At 63.2% G+C, this 22,058-nt stretch carries 19 protein-coding genes; 5 read left to right on the forward strand and 14 right to left on the reverse strand.

Annotated elements, in window-relative coordinates; genetic code table 11:
- Positions 1-17: 17 nt before the first annotated feature.
- The 6 genes from AB4Z53_RS24810 to AB4Z53_RS24835 are packed head-to-tail and all read right to left on the reverse strand — an operon-like array spanning position 18 to position 6,388.
- Positions 18-1,028 carry a phosphotransferase gene (locus tag AB4Z53_RS24810; RefSeq protein WP_441598167.1) on the reverse strand — a complete coding sequence of 337 codons (1,011 nt, stop codon included), beginning with the start codon at positions 1,026-1,028 and terminating at the stop codon, positions 18-20.
- Positions 1,029-1,035: 7 nt separating this feature from the next.
- Positions 1,036-2,319 (reverse strand): aspartate aminotransferase family protein, encoded by a 1,284-nt coding sequence (locus tag AB4Z53_RS24815; RefSeq protein ID WP_441598169.1) that lies wholly within the window; start codon positions 2,317-2,319, stop codon positions 1,036-1,038.
- A gap of 4 nt (positions 2,320-2,323) precedes the next feature.
- Positions 2,324-3,679 (reverse strand): aspartate aminotransferase family protein, encoded by a 1,356-nt coding sequence (locus AB4Z53_RS24820; protein WP_441598171.1) that lies wholly within the window; start codon positions 3,677-3,679, stop codon positions 2,324-2,326.
- A gap of 2 nt (positions 3,680-3,681) precedes the next feature.
- Positions 3,682-4,344, reverse strand: coding sequence for an HAD-IA family hydrolase (locus AB4Z53_RS24825; RefSeq protein ID WP_113539567.1), 663 nt, complete (start codon positions 4,342-4,344; stop codon positions 3,682-3,684).
- Positions 4,345-4,352: 8 nt separating this feature from the next.
- A complete protein-coding gene (locus AB4Z53_RS24830; protein WP_441598173.1) occupies positions 4,353-5,606 on the reverse strand; it encodes a Tm-1-like ATP-binding domain-containing protein in 1,254 nt (417 codons plus the stop codon).
- Positions 5,606-6,388 carry an IclR family transcriptional regulator gene (locus AB4Z53_RS24835; RefSeq protein WP_441598174.1) on the reverse strand — a complete coding sequence of 261 codons (783 nt, stop codon included), beginning with the start codon at positions 6,386-6,388 and terminating at the stop codon, positions 5,606-5,608. The genes AB4Z53_RS24830 and AB4Z53_RS24835 overlap by 1 nt, the downstream gene beginning before the upstream one ends.
- A 298-nt stretch (positions 6,389-6,686) precedes the next feature.
- Here AB4Z53_RS24835 and AB4Z53_RS24840 point away from each other — a divergent pair, with 298 nt between their 5' ends.
- Together AB4Z53_RS24840 and AB4Z53_RS24845 are read left to right on the forward strand one after the other, a co-directional pair.
- A complete protein-coding gene (locus AB4Z53_RS24840) occupies positions 6,687-8,138 on the forward strand; it encodes an APC family permease (RefSeq protein ID WP_441598176.1) in 1,452 nt (483 codons plus the stop codon).
- Between the two features lie 97 nt (positions 8,139-8,235).
- Positions 8,236-9,714 carry an aldehyde dehydrogenase gene (locus AB4Z53_RS24845; protein WP_441598178.1) on the forward strand — a complete coding sequence of 493 codons (1,479 nt, stop codon included), beginning with the start codon at positions 8,236-8,238 and terminating at the stop codon, positions 9,712-9,714.
- 42 nt (positions 9,715-9,756) lie between these two features.
- Here AB4Z53_RS24845 and AB4Z53_RS24850 read toward each other — a convergent pair whose 3' ends face one another.
- Positions 9,757-10,659: a LysR family transcriptional regulator gene (locus AB4Z53_RS24850; RefSeq protein ID WP_441598180.1), complete on the reverse strand. Its 903-nt coding sequence runs from the start codon at positions 10,657-10,659 to the stop codon at positions 9,757-9,759.
- Between the two features lie 177 nt (positions 10,660-10,836).
- Here AB4Z53_RS24850 and AB4Z53_RS24855 point away from each other — a divergent pair, with 177 nt between their 5' ends.
- Together AB4Z53_RS24855 and AB4Z53_RS24860 are read left to right on the forward strand one after the other, a co-directional pair.
- A complete protein-coding gene (locus AB4Z53_RS24855; RefSeq protein WP_441598182.1) occupies positions 10,837-12,564 on the forward strand; it encodes an amidohydrolase family protein in 1,728 nt (575 codons plus the stop codon).
- A gap of 163 nt (positions 12,565-12,727) precedes the next feature.
- Complete coding sequence (locus AB4Z53_RS24860) at positions 12,728-13,435, forward strand: YczE/YyaS/YitT family protein (protein ID WP_223729745.1); 708 nt, start codon at positions 12,728-12,730, stop codon at positions 13,433-13,435.
- 76 nt (positions 13,436-13,511) lie between these two features.
- On the opposite strand, the gene AB4Z53_RS24865 is transcribed toward AB4Z53_RS24860, so the two are convergent.
- The 3 genes from AB4Z53_RS24865 to AB4Z53_RS24875 all read right to left on the reverse strand — a co-directional run bounded on the left by AB4Z53_RS24865 (position 13,512) and on the right by AB4Z53_RS24875 (position 17,010).
- A complete protein-coding gene (locus AB4Z53_RS24865) occupies positions 13,512-14,765 on the reverse strand; it encodes a sensor domain-containing diguanylate cyclase (protein WP_441598184.1) in 1,254 nt (417 codons plus the stop codon).
- Positions 14,766-14,926: 161 nt separating this feature from the next.
- Positions 14,927-15,439 carry a flavin reductase gene (locus tag AB4Z53_RS24870; RefSeq protein WP_223729747.1) on the reverse strand — a complete coding sequence of 171 codons (513 nt, stop codon included), beginning with the start codon at positions 15,437-15,439 and terminating at the stop codon, positions 14,927-14,929.
- A gap of 8 nt (positions 15,440-15,447) precedes the next feature.
- Complete coding sequence (locus AB4Z53_RS24875) at positions 15,448-17,010, reverse strand: 4-hydroxyphenylacetate 3-hydroxylase N-terminal domain-containing protein (RefSeq protein ID WP_441598186.1); 1,563 nt, start codon at positions 17,008-17,010, stop codon at positions 15,448-15,450.
- 95 nt (positions 17,011-17,105) lie between these two features.
- Between AB4Z53_RS24875 and AB4Z53_RS24880 the strand changes: the two genes are divergently transcribed.
- Entirely contained in the window at positions 17,106-17,978 is an 873-nt protein-coding gene (locus tag AB4Z53_RS24880) for a helix-turn-helix domain-containing protein (protein ID WP_441598188.1), read from the forward strand.
- Between the two features lie 44 nt (positions 17,979-18,022).
- Here the strand turns inward: AB4Z53_RS24880 and AB4Z53_RS24885 are convergent, their stop codons facing one another.
- Genes AB4Z53_RS24885 through AB4Z53_RS24900 form a run of 4 tightly spaced genes read right to left on the reverse strand, consistent with a single transcriptional unit; the run spans position 18,023 to position 21,987 of the window.
- Complete coding sequence (locus tag AB4Z53_RS24885; RefSeq protein ID WP_441598190.1) at positions 18,023-19,147, reverse strand: DmpA family aminopeptidase; 1,125 nt, start codon at positions 19,145-19,147, stop codon at positions 18,023-18,025.
- A 2-nt stretch (positions 19,148-19,149) separates the two neighbouring features.
- A complete protein-coding gene (locus tag AB4Z53_RS24890; RefSeq protein ID WP_441598192.1) occupies positions 19,150-19,980 on the reverse strand; it encodes an ABC transporter permease in 831 nt (276 codons plus the stop codon).
- A gap of 8 nt (positions 19,981-19,988) precedes the next feature.
- Positions 19,989-20,891: an ABC transporter permease gene (locus tag AB4Z53_RS24895; protein ID WP_441598194.1), complete on the reverse strand. Its 903-nt coding sequence runs from the start codon at positions 20,889-20,891 to the stop codon at positions 19,989-19,991.
- 1 nt (position 20,892) lies between these two features.
- Entirely contained in the window at positions 20,893-21,987 is a 1,095-nt protein-coding gene (locus tag AB4Z53_RS24900) for an ABC transporter ATP-binding protein (protein ID WP_113539464.1), read from the reverse strand.
- Between the last annotated feature and the right edge of the window lie 71 nt (positions 21,988-22,058).

The raw sequence follows: 22,058 nt of genomic DNA on the forward strand, positions 1-22,058 counted from the left end.
CTGCGACAGCGCCCCCATCATCTGAAGCCCAATTCTTCGGCAAGCGCAAGCGTCTCGTCGGCGTAGCGCAGGACGCGTTCGCGCGCGCCCGGCAGCTCCGGCCGCGCGGCGAACCAGCCGATATAGGTGAGGCTGCGAAGCACGAGAAACTGCGGCAGGCAGGAGAGCGCCTCATCCGTGAGGTTGCGCCGGCTGCGATAGCCAACGATGAGGGCGGCCTCAATCGTGACATAGGCCGGCTCGTGCCGGTTCTTCAGAAGCGCCGTGGCGATATCGAACAGGCGAAAGCCGTAACAAGCATCGTCGAAATCGATGAAGGTCACGCCTTTTTCAGTGACGAGCACGTTTTCCCGGACCAGGTCCGCGTGAATGAGACCGAAGTCTTTAGCCGGAGTCGGAAGCTTTGCAAGCTGCTGCGCGAGATCGTTCCGCAAGACTGAAAGCGCGGCGATCTGGGCCGAAGACAGGCCCTTGCAGTCCCAGAACCGGCCCCACAAGGGTTTCTCGCCGAGCAGGCCGTCAGCATGCCAAGCCGGCCTGATGAAACCGTGCGGCGCTACCCAGCGGTCCGCGAGCGTGTGCATCTCGGCCATGGAGGCGCCGAGTGTCGAAAAGATCTGGGCGAGCCTTTCGGGCGCCTGGGCTAGCGGTTTCCCACTCTCCCCCAGTGGTGCGCCTTCCATCCAGCCGATGACGTCGGCGTGCTGTGCTGCAAACGCTCCTTCTGCCGGCAGGGCAACCAGCAGGTTCCAGTTCATTGCTGCGATCGGCCGCGGCACCGAGAGCCCGCCGTCGCCGAGTGCTGCCATCCATTGCAATTCCGAGCGAAGGGCCGTTTCGCCGTGATAGCCGGCGCGGTGCAGCCGAAGGGCTGCCGGGCGGCCATCCGCGAGCCGAACGCGAAACACCGCGTTTTCCCGGTATTTCAGCAGCTCCGGCTGCTGATCGGCGACACCCCAATGGACGAGCGCCTGACGCGCCCGATCGTCGAGTGCATCACGAAAGAGTTTGGGAAGGTCGGCGACCATCGTCGGCTCACAGACCCGAAAGTACGTCGTCGATCATCGACAGCATGAGATCGGCATTGTCACGGGTGAAGGGCATCGGCGGCCGGATTTTCGTCGTGCATTGGTGGATGCCGAGCTTGCCCATCAGTACGCCGCGCTCCCGCATGTCGTTGATCACCCTCGTCGCGAGATCACTTGCGGGCGTTTTGGCTTCACGATCGGTGACGAGTTCTGCGCCGAAGAACAGGCCGCTGCCCCTGATGTTGCCGATCACCCCATGTTTGTCGGCAAGTCGCGTTAGACCCGACTTGGCATAGGCGCCCACGGTGGCGGCGTTCTCGATGAGCTTTTCGTCTTCGATCACGTCCAGCACGGCCACGGCGGCGGCGCAGGATACGGGGTTGCCGCCGAAGGTGTTGAAATAGCGAAATGCCTTGCGGAAGGCGTTGATCGTGTCGGCACCCGCCACCACGCCACCGATCGGATGACCGTTGCCCATCGGCTTTCCGAGCGTGACGATATCGGGGACGATGCCTGCCTTCTGATGTCCCCACATATGGCCGCCTGTGCGGCCGAAGCCCGGCTGGACTTCGTCGGCAATGATGAGGCCACCGGCCTTTCTGACGGCGGCAACGGCGCCATCGAGAAAGCCTGACGGTAATTCCGGAAAGCCCTCATTGGCAAAGAAGGGATCGATGATCAGCGCCGAGAAGCCGTGCGGGCTCTGCTCAAGCGAGGCGATCGCCTCTTCTACCTTGGCGGTGAAGGCCGCGGCAAAGGCGGCGCCCGGCTCGTGCCCAAGCGGCCGGTAGCTGTCCGGCGCCGGCACGTGGCGCACATGGCCGCCAAAGCCGCCGACCGGCGGCATGCGGGTCGAAAGCTGCGACACGGCCGTGGTGTTGCCGTGATAGGTGTGATCGGTTGCGATCACACCGGTTTTGCCGGTCATCGCCTGGGCCATGCGCAGCGCCACGTCGTTCGCCTCGCTGCCGGTGCAGGTGAGGATCGCCGTGTCGAGGCTTTTGTCGAAGGTGGCGGTCAGCCGTTCGACATAGTCGAGAATGCCTTCGTGCAGATAGCGCGTGTGGGTGTTGAGGGTCGACGCCTGTCGGGCGATCGCCTCTGTCACCCGCGGGTGGCAATGGCCGACATGCGGCACATTGTTGTAGCAGTCGAGATAGCGGCGGCCGTCGGCGTCATAGAGCCACACGCCTTCGCCGCGCACCAGATGCACCGGCTCCTCATAGAACAGCGACATGTTGCGCCCGAGCAGCCGCTCGCGGCGCGTGATCAGATCCGCGTTGTCGGCCATCTCGTTATCCTCTTGCAGCGGTTAGGCCGGTGTCCAGCGCCGAGAGGATACGGGTGACATCGCTGGCCGTGATGATCAGCGGCGGCGACAGGATGACATTGGCGCCTGACGTGCGCACCATGACGCCGGCGTCATAGGTCACGTCCTGGACCTTCTGCACCACATCCTTCGCCGCACCGCTCTTCTTGTCGCGGTCCGAGACCAGTTCGAGCGCGCACATCAGACCTTTGCCGCGCACGTCGCCGATCAGCGCGTGCCGATCCTTGAGTGCTTCGAGGCCGGCCATCAGCTCCTCGCCGCGCGCGCCGGCATTCGCAGCCACGTTCTGTTTGCGCGTCTCCTTCAGCGTTGCGAGCGCTGCGGCCGCACCGACCGGATGCCCGGAATAGGTGTAGCCGTGACCGATCGATCCGGCGGCCGTCTTGTTGTTTTCGAACACTTGCGCGACCTTGTCGGCGATCATCACGGCGCCGAAGGGATAGTAGCCGTTGGTGATTGCCTTGGCGGTCGACATGAAATCCGGCTTGACGCCAAAGAGGCGCGAGCCCGTCCAGGCGCCGGTGCGGCCGAAGGCGGTGATCACCTCGTCGGCGATGAGCAGGATGCCGTGTCGGTCGCAGATCTCGCGCATCAGCGGCATGAAGGTCTCGTGTGGCACGATCACGCCGCCGGCGCCGAGCACCGGTTCCATGATCAGTGCAGCGATCGTATCGGCGCCTTGGAAGGCGATCTCGTCTTCGAAGAGCCGGGCGATTGCCTTTGCGATGACGGCGCCATCGGTCGTGTCGAACGGGTTGCGATAGGTATAGGGCGCCGGCAGATGGAAGACGCCCGGAAGCAGTGGCTCGTAGTTGCGGCGGAAATTGGCGTTGCCGTTGACTGAGGCGCCGCCGAAATGGGTGCCGTGATAGCCCTTCTTCAGCGCAACGAACTTGGTGCGCTCCGGCTGGCCGTTGAGCTTGTGATACTGGCGGGCAAGCCTGAGGCAGGTCTCGACCGAGTCCGAACCGCCCGAGGTGAAGAAGGACCGGGTGAGGCCATCCTCGCGGAACCATTCGGTGAGCTCGTAGGAAAGCTCGATCAGCGGCGAATTGGTGGTGCCGCGGAAGGTCGAATAGTAGGGCAGCTCGTCGAGCTGGCGGCGGATCGCTTCCTTCACCGGTTCGCACGAATAGCCGAGATTGACGTTCCAGAGACCGCCGACGGCGTCGAGCACCTTCTTGCCGTGGATATCGACGATCTCGACACCTTCGCCGGCGTTGATGATGCGCGGCGGCGTTGCCTGCATCTCGGCTGGATGCGCCATCGGGTGCCAGAGATGGCGGGCGTTGTTCTCGATGAGGAAGTTGGTTTCGCGCATGGTCATGCTCCTGTCAGTTCGAGGCCAAGCATCCGAAGTGCTCTGGCATAGCTCTCAGCGGGACGGGTCACGTCGAAATGGACGTGAGGCAGGCCGACGGCCCGCGCACCCTCGATGTTCTTCAACTGGTCATCCACGAAGACGCAGGCCTCGGGCGGCAGATTGAGCTGGCTCAGCACCAGTTCGTAGGCGCGCGGATCGGGCTTTAGGATATTCGTGTAGGTGGCGTCGACGACCGTCTCGAAAAGCTCGATCAGCGGGAACCGCTCGCGGAAGGCGACGCCGTAGAAAAGGTCGAGTTCGTTGGAGAGGATGGCGAGCCGAATGCCCGCCCTGTGGGCGGTCAGGATCGCGTCGCGTGCCTCGGGCCGCAGCACCAGTTCCGGTTCCGCCCCACGCGCCCGCTGCACGAAGGTCTTCATGTCTGCCCAGTCCTCGCCGAGCAACTGTCCCACCTCGCGGGTGCGTGTCGTCCAATAGTCCCGTTCGGTGATCTCGCGCCGCTGCATGGCGGCCCAAAGAGGATCGGTTGCGGGATCGAAAGGGCCGCGCCAGGTGAGCGTGCCCGGCGCAAGGCCGAGTGCGCGTTCGGTGACATCGTGGGTCTCGAACAGCGTTCGGGTGACGACGCCGCCGAAGTCGAGGATCAATGCCTTATCGGTCATGCCGTTCGTCATGGCCGGCCCTCGGGCACGATGCCGCGCGCCACCCAGTCGTCGAAAATGGCGAGCGCTACCTTCGAAAATTCCAGCGCGTTGATGTGGCTGTCGACCTCATGCAGCGCGACGCCTGAGGGGATCTGGCGGCGCATCTCGTCGATGAAGGCGTCGAGGGCTTCCGGCTCATGCAGCGGCTCGTCCGGCTGGTCCCATTCCTGGATGCCCCGAAGTGGCAGGATGAAGGCGACTTCGGCGCCGGTGCCGGCAAGTTTGCCGCCGATGACGCGGGCGATCTCGCGCCGCCCTTCAGCCGAGGTGGTCACTGAGCCGAGCAACCGGTTGTGAGCATGGTAAGGGCGGTCAGCGAAGGCTTCGGGAACCGGTTGCCAAGCTGGGAGGTCAACCATGTCGACGGCCCCCGGCGCGACGATCTGCGGGATGCCGGAGCGTCCGGCATTTTCCAGCCGGTCCGGCCCTGACGTGACGACCGTACCGTGATGATGGTTGCTGACCTCCTGGATGCAGAAATCGAAGACGGCGGTGAAGCCCTTCTGCGCGGCAATGGCCTCGAAGGCGCGCCCGCCCATGCCGGTCGAGTGGAAGACCGCGACGTCATAGCCGCGACGTTCGAGTTCGGGCTTGAGGTATTTCATGTATTTGAGGCAGCTCGAGCCGAGCGAGGTCATGCCGATCAGCGGCCGCGATCCATCCGGCTTTGTACCGAAACGGGCGGCACCGACAACGGCGCCGCAGGCCTGGGAAAGCACCGAGCGGCAGATGCCATTGAGACCGTAGAGCCCGCCGGCCCAGAGGATCATCATCAGGTCGGGGGCGATGCGCTCCGGTGGAAGCAAGTGCGAATAGGCAATCGTCGAGACGATGAATTTCGGCACGCCGAGCGGCAGGGCAGCGGCAACATCGAGCGCGAGATCGGTGCCCATGGAGCCGCCGAGGATGATGACGCCATCGGCCTGGCCGGCCTCATAGAGCGAGCGGGTGAGGGCGGAAGCACCTTCTGCCATCAGCGCCATGGCGCTGTGTTCGTCACCGCTAGATGCAATGGCCGCGATCGAGACTCCCGCCGCTTCGGCGATGTCGTGGCGGGAATATTCGGGCTGGTAGGGGGGGTCCCCGAGAATGCTGACATCCATCATCACAGGCAATCCGCCGGCATCGCGGATGACGGACGCCATGAACTGGAGTTCGTCGCATTTGGTGTCTCCCGTACCCACGACCAGGATATTGGGGAGACGGTTCATTGCATTCATCAGCCGGCCCTCCTTGCCAGCGGATCGGCAGCAACCTGCTCCAACCCGAAAAGTCTTTCGGAAATGCGTCGGGCGGCAGCCATTGCGGCACGGCCCATCTGTTCCACCGTCTCCTTGTCGGCCCGTGTTGCGGGGGCGGCGATCGCGATCGCGCCAACCGGCGTGCTGCCGGGCGCTCGGATCGGGGCGGCGACACTGACGACGCCGGTTTCGAGCCCGTGATGGCAGATCGAGTAGCCGCGCCGGAGCGTCTCGCCGAGTGTCTGGCGCAGCGCCGCCGGGTCGGTCAGCGTGTGGTCGGTGAAGGCTTGAAGCGGCGTCGACAGGGTCGCGTCGATGTCCTTCTGCGGGCAGAAGGCGAGAAAGCCGAGGCCGGACGCCGTCGCATGGAAAGGCAGGATGCTGCCGACGTCGACGATGACGCGATGGGCGCGCTGTGAATCCTCGACGTGAATGGTCGACAGGCGGCCGGCTGAGTATTCGGAGAGGTGAACGGTCTCGCCCGCAAGGCCCGCGAGTTCCCGCGCAAACGGCGTCGCGACGCTCAAGTACGGAAAGCGCGTCTCGCGGATGCGGGCCAGCCGCACCGGGGCGCCGCCAAGCCGATAGCGCCGCGTTTCCATGTCCTGTTCGACGAAGCCGTGTTTTTCCAGTTCGACGAGAAAGCGCCGGGCCGTCGCCTTGTCGAGTCCGCAGTGGCGGGCGATGTCGCTCAAGCCCGCTTCCTTCTCCAGGCGCGAGATCGCGTCGAGCAAAGTCAGGGCCTTACCGATGGTGCTCATCCATTCCTCCGTCGTCGAGCGCCCCGTCAGTCCTCTCGCCTGTTCCCTCCTAGGGAGCGGTAGGCCCGCTCTCCCGGTCGTTTTGGGTCGAGATACTTAACATGCGAAATAACTTGACGGGGCCAGATGCAATTTGCAAGTCTATATTTGAAGCTTAGGTTCAAATAATGAACCGAAAGACTTGCGCGGCGAAGACAAAAAGCAAGCCCCGCGCCTCAAGTTCGCTTCAGGGAGCAGCCGCCGGAGAGAAGGACCGGAGGCGAAAAGGCGTTCGCGCCAGCAAGGGGAGCTTAAGACCATGACCAATTCACCCGCGCCCGTGACCGGGGCGAACCAATTGCGCAAGAACGCCCTCGGCGTCGGCGCCGTCACCTTTCTCGTCGTTTCCGCCGCTGCACCGCTGACCGCGGTTGCCGGCGGCGTTCCACTGTCGATGATGCTCGGAAACGGTGCGGGCATTCCCGGCACCTTCCTGATCGTCACGCTGATTTTGCTTCTGTTCTCGGTCGGCTATGTCGCCATGGCCCGGCATATCCGCAATGCCGGCGCCTTTTATGCCTATACGGCGCAGGGCCTCGGCGGGCTGATGGGCGGTGCTGCCGCGATGATTGCGATCCTCGCCTATAACGCCATGCAGATCGGCGTCTTCGGCCTCTTCGGCGCGGCAACGGCCGGGCTTTTCGCCGGCTTGGGGATTGATCTGCCCTGGTGGGTCTGGACCTTCGTCGGCATCGCCGCCGTCGGCATTCTCGGCTATCGCCGCGTCGATCTCTCCGCCAAGGTGCTGACCGTCCTCGTCATCCTCGAATATCTGGTCGTGCTCGTCATCGATGTCGCGATCCTCGCCAAGGGTGGTGACGGCGGTTTGGGCACGGTCTCGTTCACCCCCTCGGCCATCCTCTCCGGCTCGCCGTCGATCGGCATTCTCTTCTGCTTTGCCGCCTTCATCGGCTTCGAGGCGACGACGATCTATAGCGAAGAGGCCCGCGATCCGGAGAAGACCGTGCCGCGCGCGACCTACATTTCCGTGCTGATCATCGGCATCTTCTACATGTTCACTTCCTGGCTGATGGTGAACGCCGCCGGTGCCGACAAGCTGGTGCCGGAACTGCAGGGCCTTGCCGATCCGACCACTTTCCTTTTTGGCCTCGCCGAGCGCTACGCCGGTGGCTGGCTGCCGCCGCTGATGAACGTGCTCTTCGTCACCAGCCTCTTTGCCGGCGTGCTGGCGTTCCACAACGGTGTCGCCCGCTACCTCTACGTCGCCGGCCGCGAACGCCTGCTGCCTGCCCCGATCGGCGTCACGCATCCGGTCTATCACAGCCCGCATGTGGGCTCGCTGATCCAGACGGTCATCGCCATTCTCGTCGTCGCGCTCTTTGCAGCGACGGGTCAGGATCCGGTGCTGGCGCTGTTCTCCTGGCTGACCAACGTCGGCACGCTTGCGGTCATGACGCTGATGGCCTTTACCGCCTTTGCCATCGTCGCCTTCTTCAGCCGCAATCCCGGACTTGAAACGAACCCGCTGGTCACCAAGGTCATTCCTGTTATCACCGGCTTGATCCTCGTTGCCGTCATCATCGCGATCGCGGCCAATTTCGGCGATCTCGCCGGCGCTACCGGCATGCTCGCCGTGTTCCTGCCGGGGCTGGTGGTGATCTTCGGGGTCATCGGACTCTTTCTGGCGGCATCGCTGAAATCGGGCAGCCCGATCGAGTTCGCCCGCCTGGGCGCCGGCCAGGAGGTCTGATCGCCGGTGCGCGGATTTCCGTCCGGATCGGCCTATCTTCTAGATTTGGGGACGGTGGCTTGCCGCCGTCCCCGCAAGTCAAACGGGACCAGACATCATGCAGGATAAGATCGACCAGTTGCGCAACCTGCTCGTCGCGGGGCAGAAGCTGTTCATCGGCGGCCGCTGGCAGGAGAGCTTGTCCGGTCAGGCTCTCGACGTCGTCTCGCCGATCGACGGCAGGCATCTGACGACGATTGCCGATGCGGGAGCCGGGGATGTCGATGCCGCGGTCCGGGCGGCTCGCGCCGCTTTCGAAAAGGGAAGCTGGTCGAAGGCTGCCCCGGCGCAACGCAAAAAGGTCCTGACCCGCATTGCCGAGATCATCGAGGCGCAGGCGCTGGAACTGGCCGTTCTCGGCGTGCGCGACAATGGCACCGAGATTTCGATGGCGCTGAAGGCCGAGCCCGGCAGTGCTGCCGGCACCTTCCGCTACTATGCCGAGGCGCTCGACAAGGTCTATGGCGAAATCGCGCCGACGGCCGACAACATCCTCGGCCTCATTCATCGCGAGCCGATCGGCGTGGTCGCCGCGATTGTGCCCTGGAATTTCCCGCTGATGATCGGCGCCTGGAAGATCGCGCCGGCGCTCGCCGCCGGCAACTCGGTGGTGCTGAAGCCCGCCGAGGGGGCCTCGCTCAGCCTGCTCAGGCTTGCCGAAATCTGTGCCGAGGCCGGCCTGCCGGAGGGCGTGTTGAACGTCGTCACCGGCCGCGGAACGACGACGGGCGAGGCGATCGGTCTCCATGGCGATATCGATGTTCTGGCCTTTACCGGTTCCGGCGGCGTCGGTCGTCGGCTGCTCGAATACTCGGCGCGCTCGAACCTGAAGCGCGTCTATCTGGAACTCGGCGGCAAGTCGCCGAACGTCGTCTTCGCCGACGCACCCGACCTCGACCAAGCCGCGCGCATTTCCGCCTATGGCATCTTCCGCAACTCCGGCCAGGTTTGTGTCGCCGGCTCCAGGCTTCTGGTCGAGCGCTCGATCCACGAAGCCTTCTCGGAGAAGGTGGCGGCGATTGCGGCGGGCCTGAAGATCGGTGACCCGCTGCTTCTTTCGACCGAGGCCGGCGCCATCTCCAGCGATGTGCAACTGCAGAAGAACCTCGAATTCGTCCGCGAGGCCGAAGGCGAAGGCGCGCGCCTGCTTTGGGGCGGCAAACGTATCCTTGAGGAGACCGGCGGCTATTACATGCAGCCGACCGTCTTCGACGTTCAGCCGGAGATGAAGCTGGCGAAGGAAGAGGTCTTTGGCCCCGTCCTCGCGGTCATTCTGTTCGACGACGAGGCGGACGCGTTCCGGATCGCGAACGCGACCGACTACGGTCTCGCGTCGGCCGTCTGGACGGCAAACCTGTCGCGCGCGCACCGCATGGTACGCGGCATCCGTGCCGGTGTGGTGCACGTCAACACCTATGGCGGCACCGACAATACGGTGCCGCTCGGCGGTGTCAGACAGTCCGGCAACGGTCACGACAAGTCGCTGCACGCGCTCGACAAATACACCGATCTGAAAACGGCCTGGATTCAGCTCTGACCCGGGACGAGAAACCGTGTCGGCGTTGGGCCGGGTAGCCGGCTATTCCATCGTCGTCCGCAAAGCCCGGATGATCTCCTCGGCAAACATCGCGGCGGCGAGGCCGTGGCCGCGCCTTTCCCGCTGCACCAGCGAAAGCACGTTCTTCGCGAAGGTCCGGTCGCGGATCTGCAGATAGGTCAGAACGCCGTTTCGCTGTTCCTCGGTGATATCGAACTTGCTGAGGAAGGCGATGCCGTCACCGGCCGCGGCCAGGAACTTCATCGCCTCGATCGAATTGGTGAGATAGCTCGGCTCGACCGTCAGCCCGGCCTGAGCAAAGGCGTCAGCGACGATGCCATGAATCTGCATCGACTTGTCGGCAAAGATCAGCGGGTATGGCTGACAGTAGGCGAGCGGCAATGATTCCATGCCGGCGAGCGGATGTTCCGGAGCAACGACCGCCCCGAGGCGGGTGTCCATCTTCCAGAGTGTCTCGATCTGCGGCGTCGGCGGGAGACTGAAGGCAAAGCCGAGGTCGGCCTCGCCGTCGGCCACCGCCTGAACGATCTCGCGCGCAAACATCACCCGGATCGTGATCTTGAGACGCGGGTGGCGGGCTCCGAAGATCGCAGCGACCTTCGGCACGATGCCGCCGGCAAGGCCGTTCATGGTGGCGATGATCACCTCGCCGCTCTGCAGCGCCTTGATGTCGCGGATCTCGGCCTCGACCTGGCTATATTCCTTCATCGTCCGGCGCACATGCGCAACAAGGATTTCGCCGGCCGGCGTCAGCCTGAGGCCGCGCGGCAGCCGCTCGAACAGCGGTTCGCCGATATCTTCCTCAAGCTGCAGCACGTGCTTGTTGATGGCCGAGGCAGCAACGTTCAGCCGTTCGCTCGCCCCGCGGATCGAGCCTGAGCGCGCCACTTCGTCGATATAGCGCAGCACACGTGAATGCAGCATGGTCTTCCCCGGATTGAGCGTTCTCGAAAAGCGAACAATACGAGCAGAAAATACTGCTTTTCGGAAGCGGTGCAATGACTTCTTATGGTTGGCGAGGGGCGCGCTGCCGGCACCGCACTCGCTGAGTATGGCGGGTTATCGGCAGGCGCCGACGACTACGAAAGTGGAGGATTATTCGTGAACCAGACTGAAGCCGCGCATTACGAAAAGGTGCGCGCCATCTTCGATATCCTGAACGGCGAGAGGGAAGCGGATCTTCTCCTGAAGAACCTGAACATCCTCGATGTCCACGGCGAGACCGTCTACCAGGGATCCATTCTTGTCTATGACAAGCGCATCGTCGCGCTCAATCCGGACGAGACCGTCTTGAAGGTCAGGCAAGTCTTCGATGGCAAGGGTCTTTACGCGATCCCCGGCCTGATCGACGCGCATATCCATTTCGAATCCCAGCTCGCGCATCCGACGGCACTCGCCGAGGCGATGGTGCCCTGCGGCACGACGACGATCTATGCCGAATGCCTGGATCTGCTCAGCGCCGCCGGCAAGGAAGGCATCGAAGCCGCCGAAAGCCTCTTCCGGGACTATGAGCAGTTGCCCTACCGGCTCTATGCCTTCGCGCCAGGCAAGAAGACGGCGGCATCGGTGACGGAAGCCGTGCTCAACATGGAACCGGTGATCGGCCTCGGGGAATTCGAACACTTCACCTACAGCTCCGGCAACGACGACGATTTCCGCAAGGCGGCCTGGGTTCGCGCCAAGGGCGGCTTCATGAACGGCCACTGGGGCGTCACCGCGCTTTCGGACATGATCCTCAACTACCTGCCGGCAATCGGCGTTTCCAACAATCACGACGTCTGGAACGAGAAGGACATCGAGAAGAGCATTCGCTACGGTTTTCCGACCCACATCAAGTTCGGGGTCGGCAGCAGCGAGGTGATCAAGGTGCTGCTGCGCGCCATCGTCGACCGGAAATGGCCGACCGATAATTTCATGTTGTGCACCGACAACATCTCGATCGAGCGCCTGCTGACCATGGGCCACATGGACTGGATCATTTCGCTGTGCGCCGAGATGGGCATCAACCCGATCCACGCGATCAAGATGGCGACCTACAACACCGCACGTTCGTTCCACATGGAAGACAAGATCGGTTCGCTGACGCCCGGCCGCTTCGCCGATATCGTCTTGACCGACAGCCTGTCGAAGATCAATCCGCTCTACGTGTTCAAGGATGGCGAACTGGTCGCAAAGGACCGCAAGCTGCTGAAGAATGCCGAGATCGACTATTCCGGCATGTGCAAGGACGGCGTTACCGGTCTTGCCGATCTGACCCCGGAGCAACTGGACATCGTGCCACTGGAGGTGTCGGAAGACGGCACGCAGGCCAAGGTCTATCTGTTCGATGTCTACGGACGCGGCCATGCCAAATTCTACCAGGAGATCTGGGTTGCGCTGAAGGATGGCAAGGTCGTTGCCGAGCACGAGGGCAAAAAGCTGAGCCGGCTGTCGGTCGTTCAGCGCTATGCCGACGGCAAGCGCCACGTGGTGAACGGGCTGTTCAAGGGTGTGCACGTCGATCATGGCGCGGTGGCGACCTTTTGGCCGGCACCGAAGCCCTATTTCGTCGTCGTCGGCCAGGACAGCGCCGAGATGTGCCATTGCCTCAAGCGGGTCGATACCCATGCCGGCGCCTGCATCGTCACCGAGGACAAGGTGGAGAAGGCCGTCATGCCGCTCGAGATCTACGGGGTCATGGCGAACATGAGCGTCGAGCAACTGACGGCCAGTGCCGCGGCGATCGATGCGGCGCTCGAAGCTCTCGGCAACCGCAACGAAGGCGAACCGGTGGTCAACAAGCTGCTCAGCCTGTTCATCTCGTTGCATCGCTTCCGCTTCATGGCCTAGAGCCGTTCAGAAAAGCAGACGGGCGTTTCGGCGTCCGTCTGCCTGGAAAGTGGCGTGCTTCCGCGACAATGGCCGGACATGCCGAAGGATTAAATGGCGCATCGCTGAGGGGGCGATGGGCAGGCGGGGTAAGAAGCTCCGCATCGTTTCGAGGGAGGAAACAATGGCACACAATGCGGCGGAAGCCGAAATCGTCGATACCGGCAGCCTGACGCGGCGCTGGATCATGTATGTCGTCGGCATCTATGTGCTGACCTTCGGCGTCAGCCTGGCGATCCGGGCCGGCATCGGCATTTCACCCCAGAGCAGCCTGACGCGGACCATGACACTGGTCTATCCGCCCTTCAGCCAGGGCACCTACAACTTCATGCTCGAACTGATCATGCTGTTTCTTACCTATCTGGTCCTGCCCAAGGACTTCAAGCTCAAGAACTTCGCGTCGCTGATCCCGGCCTTCGTGCTGGCGGTCTTCCTGGACTTCAACCTGGGGATCACCGAGTTCATCAAGCTCGAGGCCTATCCAGTCCGGGTGGCATTGCTGGTCTTTGCCGACGCGGCGCTCGCCTTCGGCCTGTTCCTGATGATCCGCGCCAATCTCGTGCTGATGCCGATCGACATGTTCGTCAACACGATCTTCAAGCGCACCGGCTGGAAGTGGGGCAACATCAAGACGGGCTTCGACTGCACGCTGCTGGTTCTGTCGGCCTGTATCGGTCTACTCTTCCTCGCCGAGGTCAAGTTCATCCGCGAAGGCACGATCCTGAACGCGATTCTCGTCGGTCAGTACATCAAGCTCTACTTCTTCCTGTTCAAGAAGTTCCAGGGCAAGGCGGAACCGTCGCCGAAGGGACTGGAGGCTGCCGCGAAGTAGCATCCCGCGATGATGCAAGAGGGGGTGCCCAACCGGCGCCCCTTCGTCAGTCATAGTGATCGATGCTCTTGAACGGCTATCCGAAGGCGAGTTCGAGGTTCTGCCGGTCCCGAGCCACCACCTGGCACTTGGTTTCGAAGCCATCGCCGGCGACCACCAGAACGAGTTCCGGCGGTATACCGGCTGAGTTCGAAACCGTAACCGCGGCACCATCGGCACCAAGCGAGCGGATTGTGCATTCCATCTTTGAGTGTCTGTCGTCGAAAAGAATGGTGCCGGCCTTCAGTACACGCTGACGGGGGCCTAGCGGGTAGCCGACTTCGAGGCTGCTCCACTCGACGCAGCGGTTCCGCCCTCCGGCCTTGGCGAGATACATCGCCGCGTCCGCTTGGGCGAGCAATGTGCCGATATCCCTGCTCTTGAGCGACAGCGCGGCCGTGCCGAAGCTTGCGGTGACTGCGAGCTGACCAAATTCACCGTGGATCGTTTGCGCGGCAATGGCCGCCCTCAGCTTTTCAGCAGCGGCCAGCGCGCCTGTCGCGTCGACATGCGGCAGCATGATGGCGAATTCCTCGCCGCCGAGCCGTCCGAAGAGGTCGCTTGCCCGCAGTTTGGACTGGCAGATCGAGGCAACGGCCCTCAAGACGTCGTCCCCGGCCGCATGCCCGTGCGTATCGTTGACCCGCTTGAAATGGTCGACGTCGAGGACGATGCAAGACACGTCGTGTTGGTGCCGTATGGCGAGCGAGACCAGCTTGTCCGCCTCCTCGCGGAAGGCCCGTCGCGTCAGCGTTCCCGTCAGCCCATCCGTCGCGGCCGACCGGAGCAGATCGATCCGGTCCATCGCCACGCCCGCAAGTTCCGTCAGGATCGTCAGATCCTTGCCCGTGAAGTGTCTCGGCGCGCGGTCGATCGCGCACACGGTTCCGACCGTGTGTCCGTCCTTGGTCTTGAGCGGGACGCCCGCGTAGAACCGGATATGTTCCGGACCGGTCACGGCCGGATGCTGTGAAAAGCGCGGGTCCTTCGTGGCGTCGTTGACGACCAGGGGTTCGTCGGAGGCGACGACGTATCGGCAGAACGTATCTTTGCGCGGAGCCTCGTCGGCCGAAAGTCCGGAGCAGGCCTTGTACCATTGGCGATGTGCATCGATGAGGGAGACGATGCCGATCTCGATGGCGAAGACCTGCTTGATCAGCCGCACGACGCGTTCAAGACCTTCATCCCTGGGCGTGTCGAGAATGTCGAGGTGTCCAAGGGCTGCGAGGCGATCGAATTCCCTGCCTTTGGCGTCCGCCGTCGGCCGTCCGGCTGGCTCTGCAACCACCATTCCGTTTTCCTTTCTCACTGCGCGTCAGGCAAATAGACGCGTTTCACGGAAAAAACAAAAGGCGCTGAACAGCAAGTGGATGTGGATTGCGTCGGCTCTGTGGCGAAAGCCGACATTGTGAGACCACGTTTGTGGCAGGGCGGCGGATCCTCCGCCTTTGTTTAGCCGCCGAAACTTCCGAGCTGGGTCGGCACGTGCACATAGTTGCGGTCGAAGTAGAGCAGCGCGTTGCCGTCGCTGCGCGAACGGATGCCGACAACGCGGCCGATCAGGATGTGATGCGTTCCGAGCAGCCGCGCCTCGGAGAGCTCGCAGTCGAGCGAAACGATCGCATCCTTGACCGCGAAGCTGCCGGAGGTCATCTCCACCCAGTCGGCCGCCGCATAGCGGGCCGCCATATCCTGCGTCGCGCCGGCGAAATGGCCGGCGAGGTCTCGGTGGTCGTGGCTGAGCACATTGACGCAGAAGCGCCTGTTGTCGATGAACAACCCGCATTGGGTGGAATTCCGGTTCATGCAGACGAGCAGCGTTGGCGGCTCGTCGGTTACCGAGCACATGGCGGTGGCGGTGAACCCGCCGCGTCCGGCGGGTCCGTTTGTGGTGATGACGTTGACCGGCGCACACACCCGCGCCATCGCATTTCGAAACTCGGTCTTTGAAACGAGCGGTTCCATCATGCGCCTCACTCCGCTGCCCTGCGAAGGGTGACGTTGTCGTCGAACGGCGGCAGCCAGGTTTTGCCGGTCCAGCCGTTCTCGTCATAGTCGGCCATGCACTGGTCGACGAGCGCCTCCATCTCCTTCAGCCGGCCGCCGCGCTCGGCCCCCTTCAGGACTTGCAGCCGCACTTCCTCCGGCGCGCCGGCATAGTTGAGTTCGTAGAGCGCATGCCGTCCGCCGAACTCCGTTCCCGTCGCATCCCACAGCAGCTTCATGATCTTGATGCGCTCGATGTGGCCCATGTCGTTCGAGCCGCGCACATATTGCGCCAGGTAACGATCGATCTCCGGATTGCCGAAGTCGCGCGCCGAGGACGGCAGGTAGATCAGCCCGGAGGCGACAACCTTGCGGATCGTCTCGACGACGCGCGGATAGGCCTCGGACATGAAGGTGCGATAGGAAAGGGCGGCTTCTAGATTGGGAAGCACCGCGCCGTCGGCCCAGGGAATGGGGTTGTGCGCCATGGCGTTGGAGAAGCTCCAGAACATGTGGCGAAGCGCGATGACCTCGCCGAGCGCCGCCTGGTTGCCGCGGAACGCATCGCCCCCGGTGGCCCTCAAGGCCTTGGCAAGCAGGCCTGCAAGGAAGTCGAGCTTCACGGCGAAACGGGTGCAGCCCTGGAAGCAATAGCCGTGCATGAAGCCGGAGGCGGGATGGAAGGACAGGATCTTGGCGGCGTCCCTGAGGACCAACACGTCTTCCCAGGGCACGAAGACATTGTCGAGCACCAGGATCGCGTCGTTCTCGTCGAAGCGCGACGACAGCGGATAGTCGAAGGGGTGGCCGACCGCATTGGCGGTCTGCTCGTAGGAGACGCGACAAAACATCTTGATGCCAGGCGCATTCATCGGGACGATGAACATGACCGAAAGCGAGGGGTCCTCCGTCACCGTCGCCGAGCTTTGGGCGAGGAAATTATAGTGCGTCAGCGCCGAGGAGGTGGCGACGACCTTGGCGCCCGAGACATAGATGCCGGCGTCGGTTTCCTTGGTGATGTGAACGAAGACGTCTTTCACCGCGTCCGCCGGCTTATGCCTGTCGATCGGCGGGTTGACGATCGCGTGGTTCATGAACAGCGCCGCTTCCTGGGCGCGTTTATGCCAGGCAAGCGCATTGTCCGTGAAGGGGCCATACCAGTTGGCATTGGCGCCGAGCGTGTTCATCAGCGCCGCCTTGTAATCGGCGGTCCGGCCCATCCAGCCGTAGGACATGCGCGCCCATTCGGCGATTGCGCCCTGCTGTGCGGCAAGGTCGGCGGGCGAGCGGGCGACGCGGAAATACTTGTGGGTGTAGCCACCGGAGCCGGTGTCGGTCGGCGAGGTCAGGATGTTCTTCTTCGCGGGATCGTGCAGGGCGTCATAGAGCCTTGCAAGCGAGCGGGCGGAGTTGCGCATGGCGGGGTGGCTGGTGACGTCGTGCACGCGCTCGCCGTTGATATAAACCTCGCGCCCGTCGCGCAGGCTTTCCAGATACTCGGCGCCGGTGAAGGGCCGCGTCCGGTCGGCGCGGAAATCCTCTGCTCTCATTTTCTCCTCCCTTGAGTTTCGTCAAGGCTAGGCGTTGAAATCGTCCGCTGCCATGGACAGAATGGCAAAATGACTTGGACTTTTTCCGGTGAAACATGACCGACACCATCCCCAGCTTCTTCGTTTACGGCGAACCGGAGCAACAGCTCGAACCGGGGTTCTTCCACGTCGAGACAGTCATGGCGCGGCGAGCTCTGCATCAGGGAGAGGTGAAAGCGCACAAGCACGACCAGATGGGACAGATTACCTTCTGGCTGAGCGGCCGCGGCACCTACTTCATCGATGACAGGCCATTGGACTTTTCCGCACCGGCCGTCAGCTTCGTGCCAAGCGGCATCGTGCATGGCTTTTCCGTCGATCCACAGACCAGCGACGCCGTCGTCGTCTCGGTCGCCGACGGAGCGTTGCTCTCCATTCGGGAGAACACGACGCTGGCGCTCGATAGGCCCACGATGATCCGTGGCGATGGCAAAGACCGGGATTGGTGCCGTCTTGCCGAGTTGCTCGAAATCGTTGCTGATGAATATGCGGGCGGTGCGGCCGGCACCCAACAGATGCTCGCGTCCCTGGTTGCCGCCGTCCTGACCCAGATCGCCCGCCTGGCATCCGCCATGTCGGTCGGCCAGCAGACTGAGGCAGCGCTGGCAACGGAACTTCGTCGGCTCATCGATGTGCACTTCCGCGAAAACTGGACCGTCGGGAAATACACAGACGCGCTGGCGACGACGCCGCATCTCATCGCGAAGGCCAGCCGGGACGCCTTCGGCATGCAGGTCAAGGAACTGATCAACGAGCGGCGCCTGCTGGAGGCAAAGCGCCTGCTGCTCTTCACCGTGCGGCCGCTCGAGGACATCACCTATGAGATCGGCTTTGCCGATCCCGCCTATTTCTCGCGCTTTTTCCGATTGCGCGTGGGAGAGGCGCCCAGCGACTGGCGCCGGGCGCGGGTGAGTTCCAGCGCCGGCTAAGTGAGCGGCTCCGGGGAAAGCTCTCTGGTCACGGTGGCTGCCGGCTATCGGCCATAGGCCCGCATAACCTCCATCAGAGGCTCATGCTGGATCGCCTGGATCTTGAAGCGGTCATGCGGCGTGCCGCCGGAGTCCTCCGCTGCGATCATCGCATTGACCACTGCTTCCTCGACGCTGTCGACGGTTGCGAGATAGACCGGATCGAGCAGTTCGTCGTTGACGATCTCCAGCGACAGGCGCGGCGGCGCCTTGTGCGCCATCGGCTGTGTGTTGGCGGTCGAAAAGGCGAGGAAGATATCGCCGGAATTGTTGCCGCCGGGCGTACCGTTGCGGCCGATGCCGATCGCTGCCCGTCGCGCCAGACGCTTCAACTGATGCGGCGCCATCGGCAGGTCGGTGGCGATCACGACGATGATCGAGCCGCGCTCCTGCATCTGGCTTTGCGGCGTGCCGTCGCGCATGTGTTCGCCGACCGGAACGCCGCGGATGGTCAGCCAGTCACGCTGGCCGTGATTGGCCTGGACCAGCGTACCGATCGTGTAGTCGCGGCCACCGAATTGGACGACGCGCGACGCCGTTCCGGTGCCGCCCTTGAAGCCATAGGCGATCATGCCGGTGCCGCCACCACAATTGCCTTCCTGAACCGGACCTGGCATGGCGCTGTCGAGTGCCGCGCGCACGTCGGCTTCGGTGATCGGCTGACCGTTGATGTCGTTCAAGACCCCGTCATAGGTCTCGGCGACCACGGGCATCAGCCAGAGGAAATCATCCGTGTCATAAGTCGATTTGTAGCGCTCCAGCATCCATTGGATGGTGGCGTGATGCGTCATGCCGACGGCGTGGGTGTTGGTGATCATCACGGGCCCGAGGAAGAAGCCGCCATCTTCGATCCAATGGGTGCCGGTCATCTCGCCGTTGCCGTTGAACCGGTGCACGCCGGCATACACCGGGACCGGCGTTTCCGACTCGACATGCGGCAGGATGGCGGTGACGCCGGTGCGAACCGGCCGCTTGCGGCCCGGGCGCGGCGTCTGCTCCTCGATGGTGCGGAAACCGACGGCGATGCCTTCGACATCGGTGATGGCGTTGAAGCGACCGGTGCGGCCGGAAAAGGGCAGGCCGATATCGCGGGCGCGGGCGCTGGGGGGCGTAGAGGTTTTGTCGTTCATGATCATTTCTGCCGGGAGCGAAGGTAAAGGCCGAGCGAGGCGACGACGAAGGAGAAGGTCAGCATCATCACGGCGATGGCGTTGATCTCCGGTTTGATGCCGCGCCGAAGCATGGAGAAGATGAACATCGGCAGCGTGGTGACGTCGACGCCGGCGATGAAATAGGTGATGACGAGATCGTCCATCGAGATGATGAAGGCGAGCAGCGCGCCGCCGACGATCGCCGGGAAAAGCTGCGGCAGCACCACCCGGCGAAAGGTCATCCATTCGTTGGCGCCGAGGTCGGCCGACGCGTGTTCCAGCGTGCGGTCCATGCCGGCAAGGCGGGCCGAGACGACGATGAAGACGTAGGAGATCAGGAAGGTGCACTGGCCGATGATGATCGTCGTCAGGCCGAGATTGATGCCGGAATTGACGAAGAAGATCAGGAGCGCGATGCCGAGCACGATATCCGGCATCAGCATCGGCATGAACATCACCACCCGATAGAAGCGTTGGCCGACGAATTCGAAGCGATAGAGGGCAATCGCGATCGCCGTGCCAAAGACGGTCGCAATGGCTGTGGTGGAGGCGGCGATGACGAGGCTGTTCCACACCGCCTGCAGCAACTGCCCGGTCGATTCGATGTAGAGCGCACTCTCGGAGACTTTGGTCTTGAAGCCGAGAACCTGCGCGTACCATTCGGTGGTGAAGCCCGTCCAGGTCATCATGTTCACCGGATTGGCATTGAACGAATAGACGGCGATGACCACGAGCGGGATGTAGATGAAGGCGAWGAACAGGCCGGTGTAGGCAAGCAGGCCGCCGGTGAAAAAGGATCGAGCGATCTTCATGGGGCGCCTCACCGTGCCAGTGCCGCGGCGGCGGCATTGCGCCGTCCGGAGATGATCACATGGGCGATCATCATGATCAGCATGATGCTCATCACCATCATCGCCAGCGCCGCACCGAAGGGCCAGTTGCGGGCAGCGAGGAACTGCTGTTCGATCAGGTTGCCGAACATCATCACCTTGGCGCCACCAAGCACCGCCGGCACGACGAAGTTGCCGAGCGCCGGGATGAAGACGATGACGGCGCCGCCGGCAATGCCGGGCGCGGTCAAGGGCAGGATGATGCGCCAGAAGGTGCGCACGGGGCCGGCGCCGAGATCGAGCGAAGCGCGCACCAGCGTCCAGTCGAGTTTTTCGACGCTGGCGTAGACGGGCATGAACATGAAGGGGATGAACACATAGGTCATGCCGAGGATGATCGCGCCCTTGGTATAGATCAGATCGAGCGGCCGTTCGATCAGGCCCGTGGATAGGAGCACTTCGTTGACGAGGCCGGTCTGACGCAGGATCAACACCCAGACGAACAGGCGGACGATCAGGCTGGTGAAGAAGGGCAGCGTGATCAGGAACAGGCAGAAATTCTTCCAGCGCTCGGATAGCCGGGCGATGCAGAAGGCCGCGGGGTAGCAGACGAAGAGGGTCGCGAGCACCGTCAGGGCGGCGATCTCGATCGAGCGCAGGAAGATCGCGATGTAGATCGGATCGAACTCCTCGAACATCGGATCGGCGAAGCCGAGAATGCGGCCGAAATTATGCGGGTAGAAGGTCCATTCCACCCCGCCATAAAGGCCGGGTGCGAGGAAGCTCGTCACGATCATGATCGTGAGCGGACCGAGGAAGAAGACGGCGAGAAAGGCCGAGACGGGCCCGAGCAGGAGCGCAAGCTGGAAGCGGCGGCGACTGGCGATCGTCATCTCACGCAGCCCCCGTGTTCGCGCCGATCAGGTGCACGGCGGCGGGATCGTAGGCAAGCCGCGCCTTGCGGGTCTGCTCGACCGTGCCGACGAGATTGCGGCGGTTGGCCGGGACCTCGGCCACGACCTTGCGGCCTTCGGCGGTGCGGCCGAACAGTTCGAAGGTGGAGCCGACGAAGACGATCTGGTCGAGATCGACGTCGATCGTCGGAAAGGGGGCGTTATCCTCGGCGAGGAAGAACTGCTCCGGACGGATCAGCGCTGTCGCCTGTGTCGAGATTTTCCGGTCGCAGGGCTGGTGGCGGATCGCCATGCCGTCAGCCGTCATCAGCCGGTCGCCGTCGAGCCTGCCTTCGAACAGATTGCTGGCGCCGATGAAGGTGGCGACGAAGGTGTTGACCGGATGGTCGTAGATGGCGCGCGGCGTATCGAGCTGCTGGATGCGCCCGCCTGACAGTACCGCGACACGGTCCGACATCGTCAACGCTTCCTGCTGGTCATGGGTGACGAAGATGAAGGAGATGCCGAGCTCGTTCTGCAGCGTCTTGAGCTCGATCTGCATCGCCTGGCGCAGGTTCTTGTCGAGCGCCGACAGCGGCTCGTCGAGCAAAAGCAGCTTGGGCCGGGCGATGATGGCGCGGGCGAGCGCCACGCGCTGCTGCTGGCCGCCGGAGAGCTGGCGCGGCTTGCGTGCTTCCATGCCTTCGAGCCCGACCATCTTCAGGGCGCTCGCGACCTTTTCCCGACGCTGCGGTTTGGCGACGCCTGCAACCTCCAGCGAATAGGCGACGTTTTCGCCGACCGTCATATGCGGAAACAGGGCGTAGTTCTGGAAGACGGTGTTGACCGGGCGACGATAGGGCGGTCGGTCCGTCATGTCCTCGCCGTCGATCAGGATCGAGCCGCCGTCGAGTTCGACGAAGCCGCTGATCGCCTGTAGCAGTGTGGTCTTGCCGCAACCGGACGGGCCGAGCAAGGTCAGGAACTCGTTGCGGCGGACATCGAGATTGATTCGGTCGAGAGCGGTCACGGTGCCGCCTTCCGGAGTGGCAAAGGCCTTGCTCGCCTCCACCAGCCGGACGATGGAATTCTGCATACTTCTGTTCCCCAAAATGTTATGCAAATAACGCTTGTGCGTTTTCGATATATGGATACCATTTGCCTATC

This window comes from Ensifer sp. 2TAB8, assembly GCF_052115125.1.
Classification (GTDB): domain Bacteria; phylum Pseudomonadota; class Alphaproteobacteria; order Rhizobiales; family Rhizobiaceae; genus Ensifer.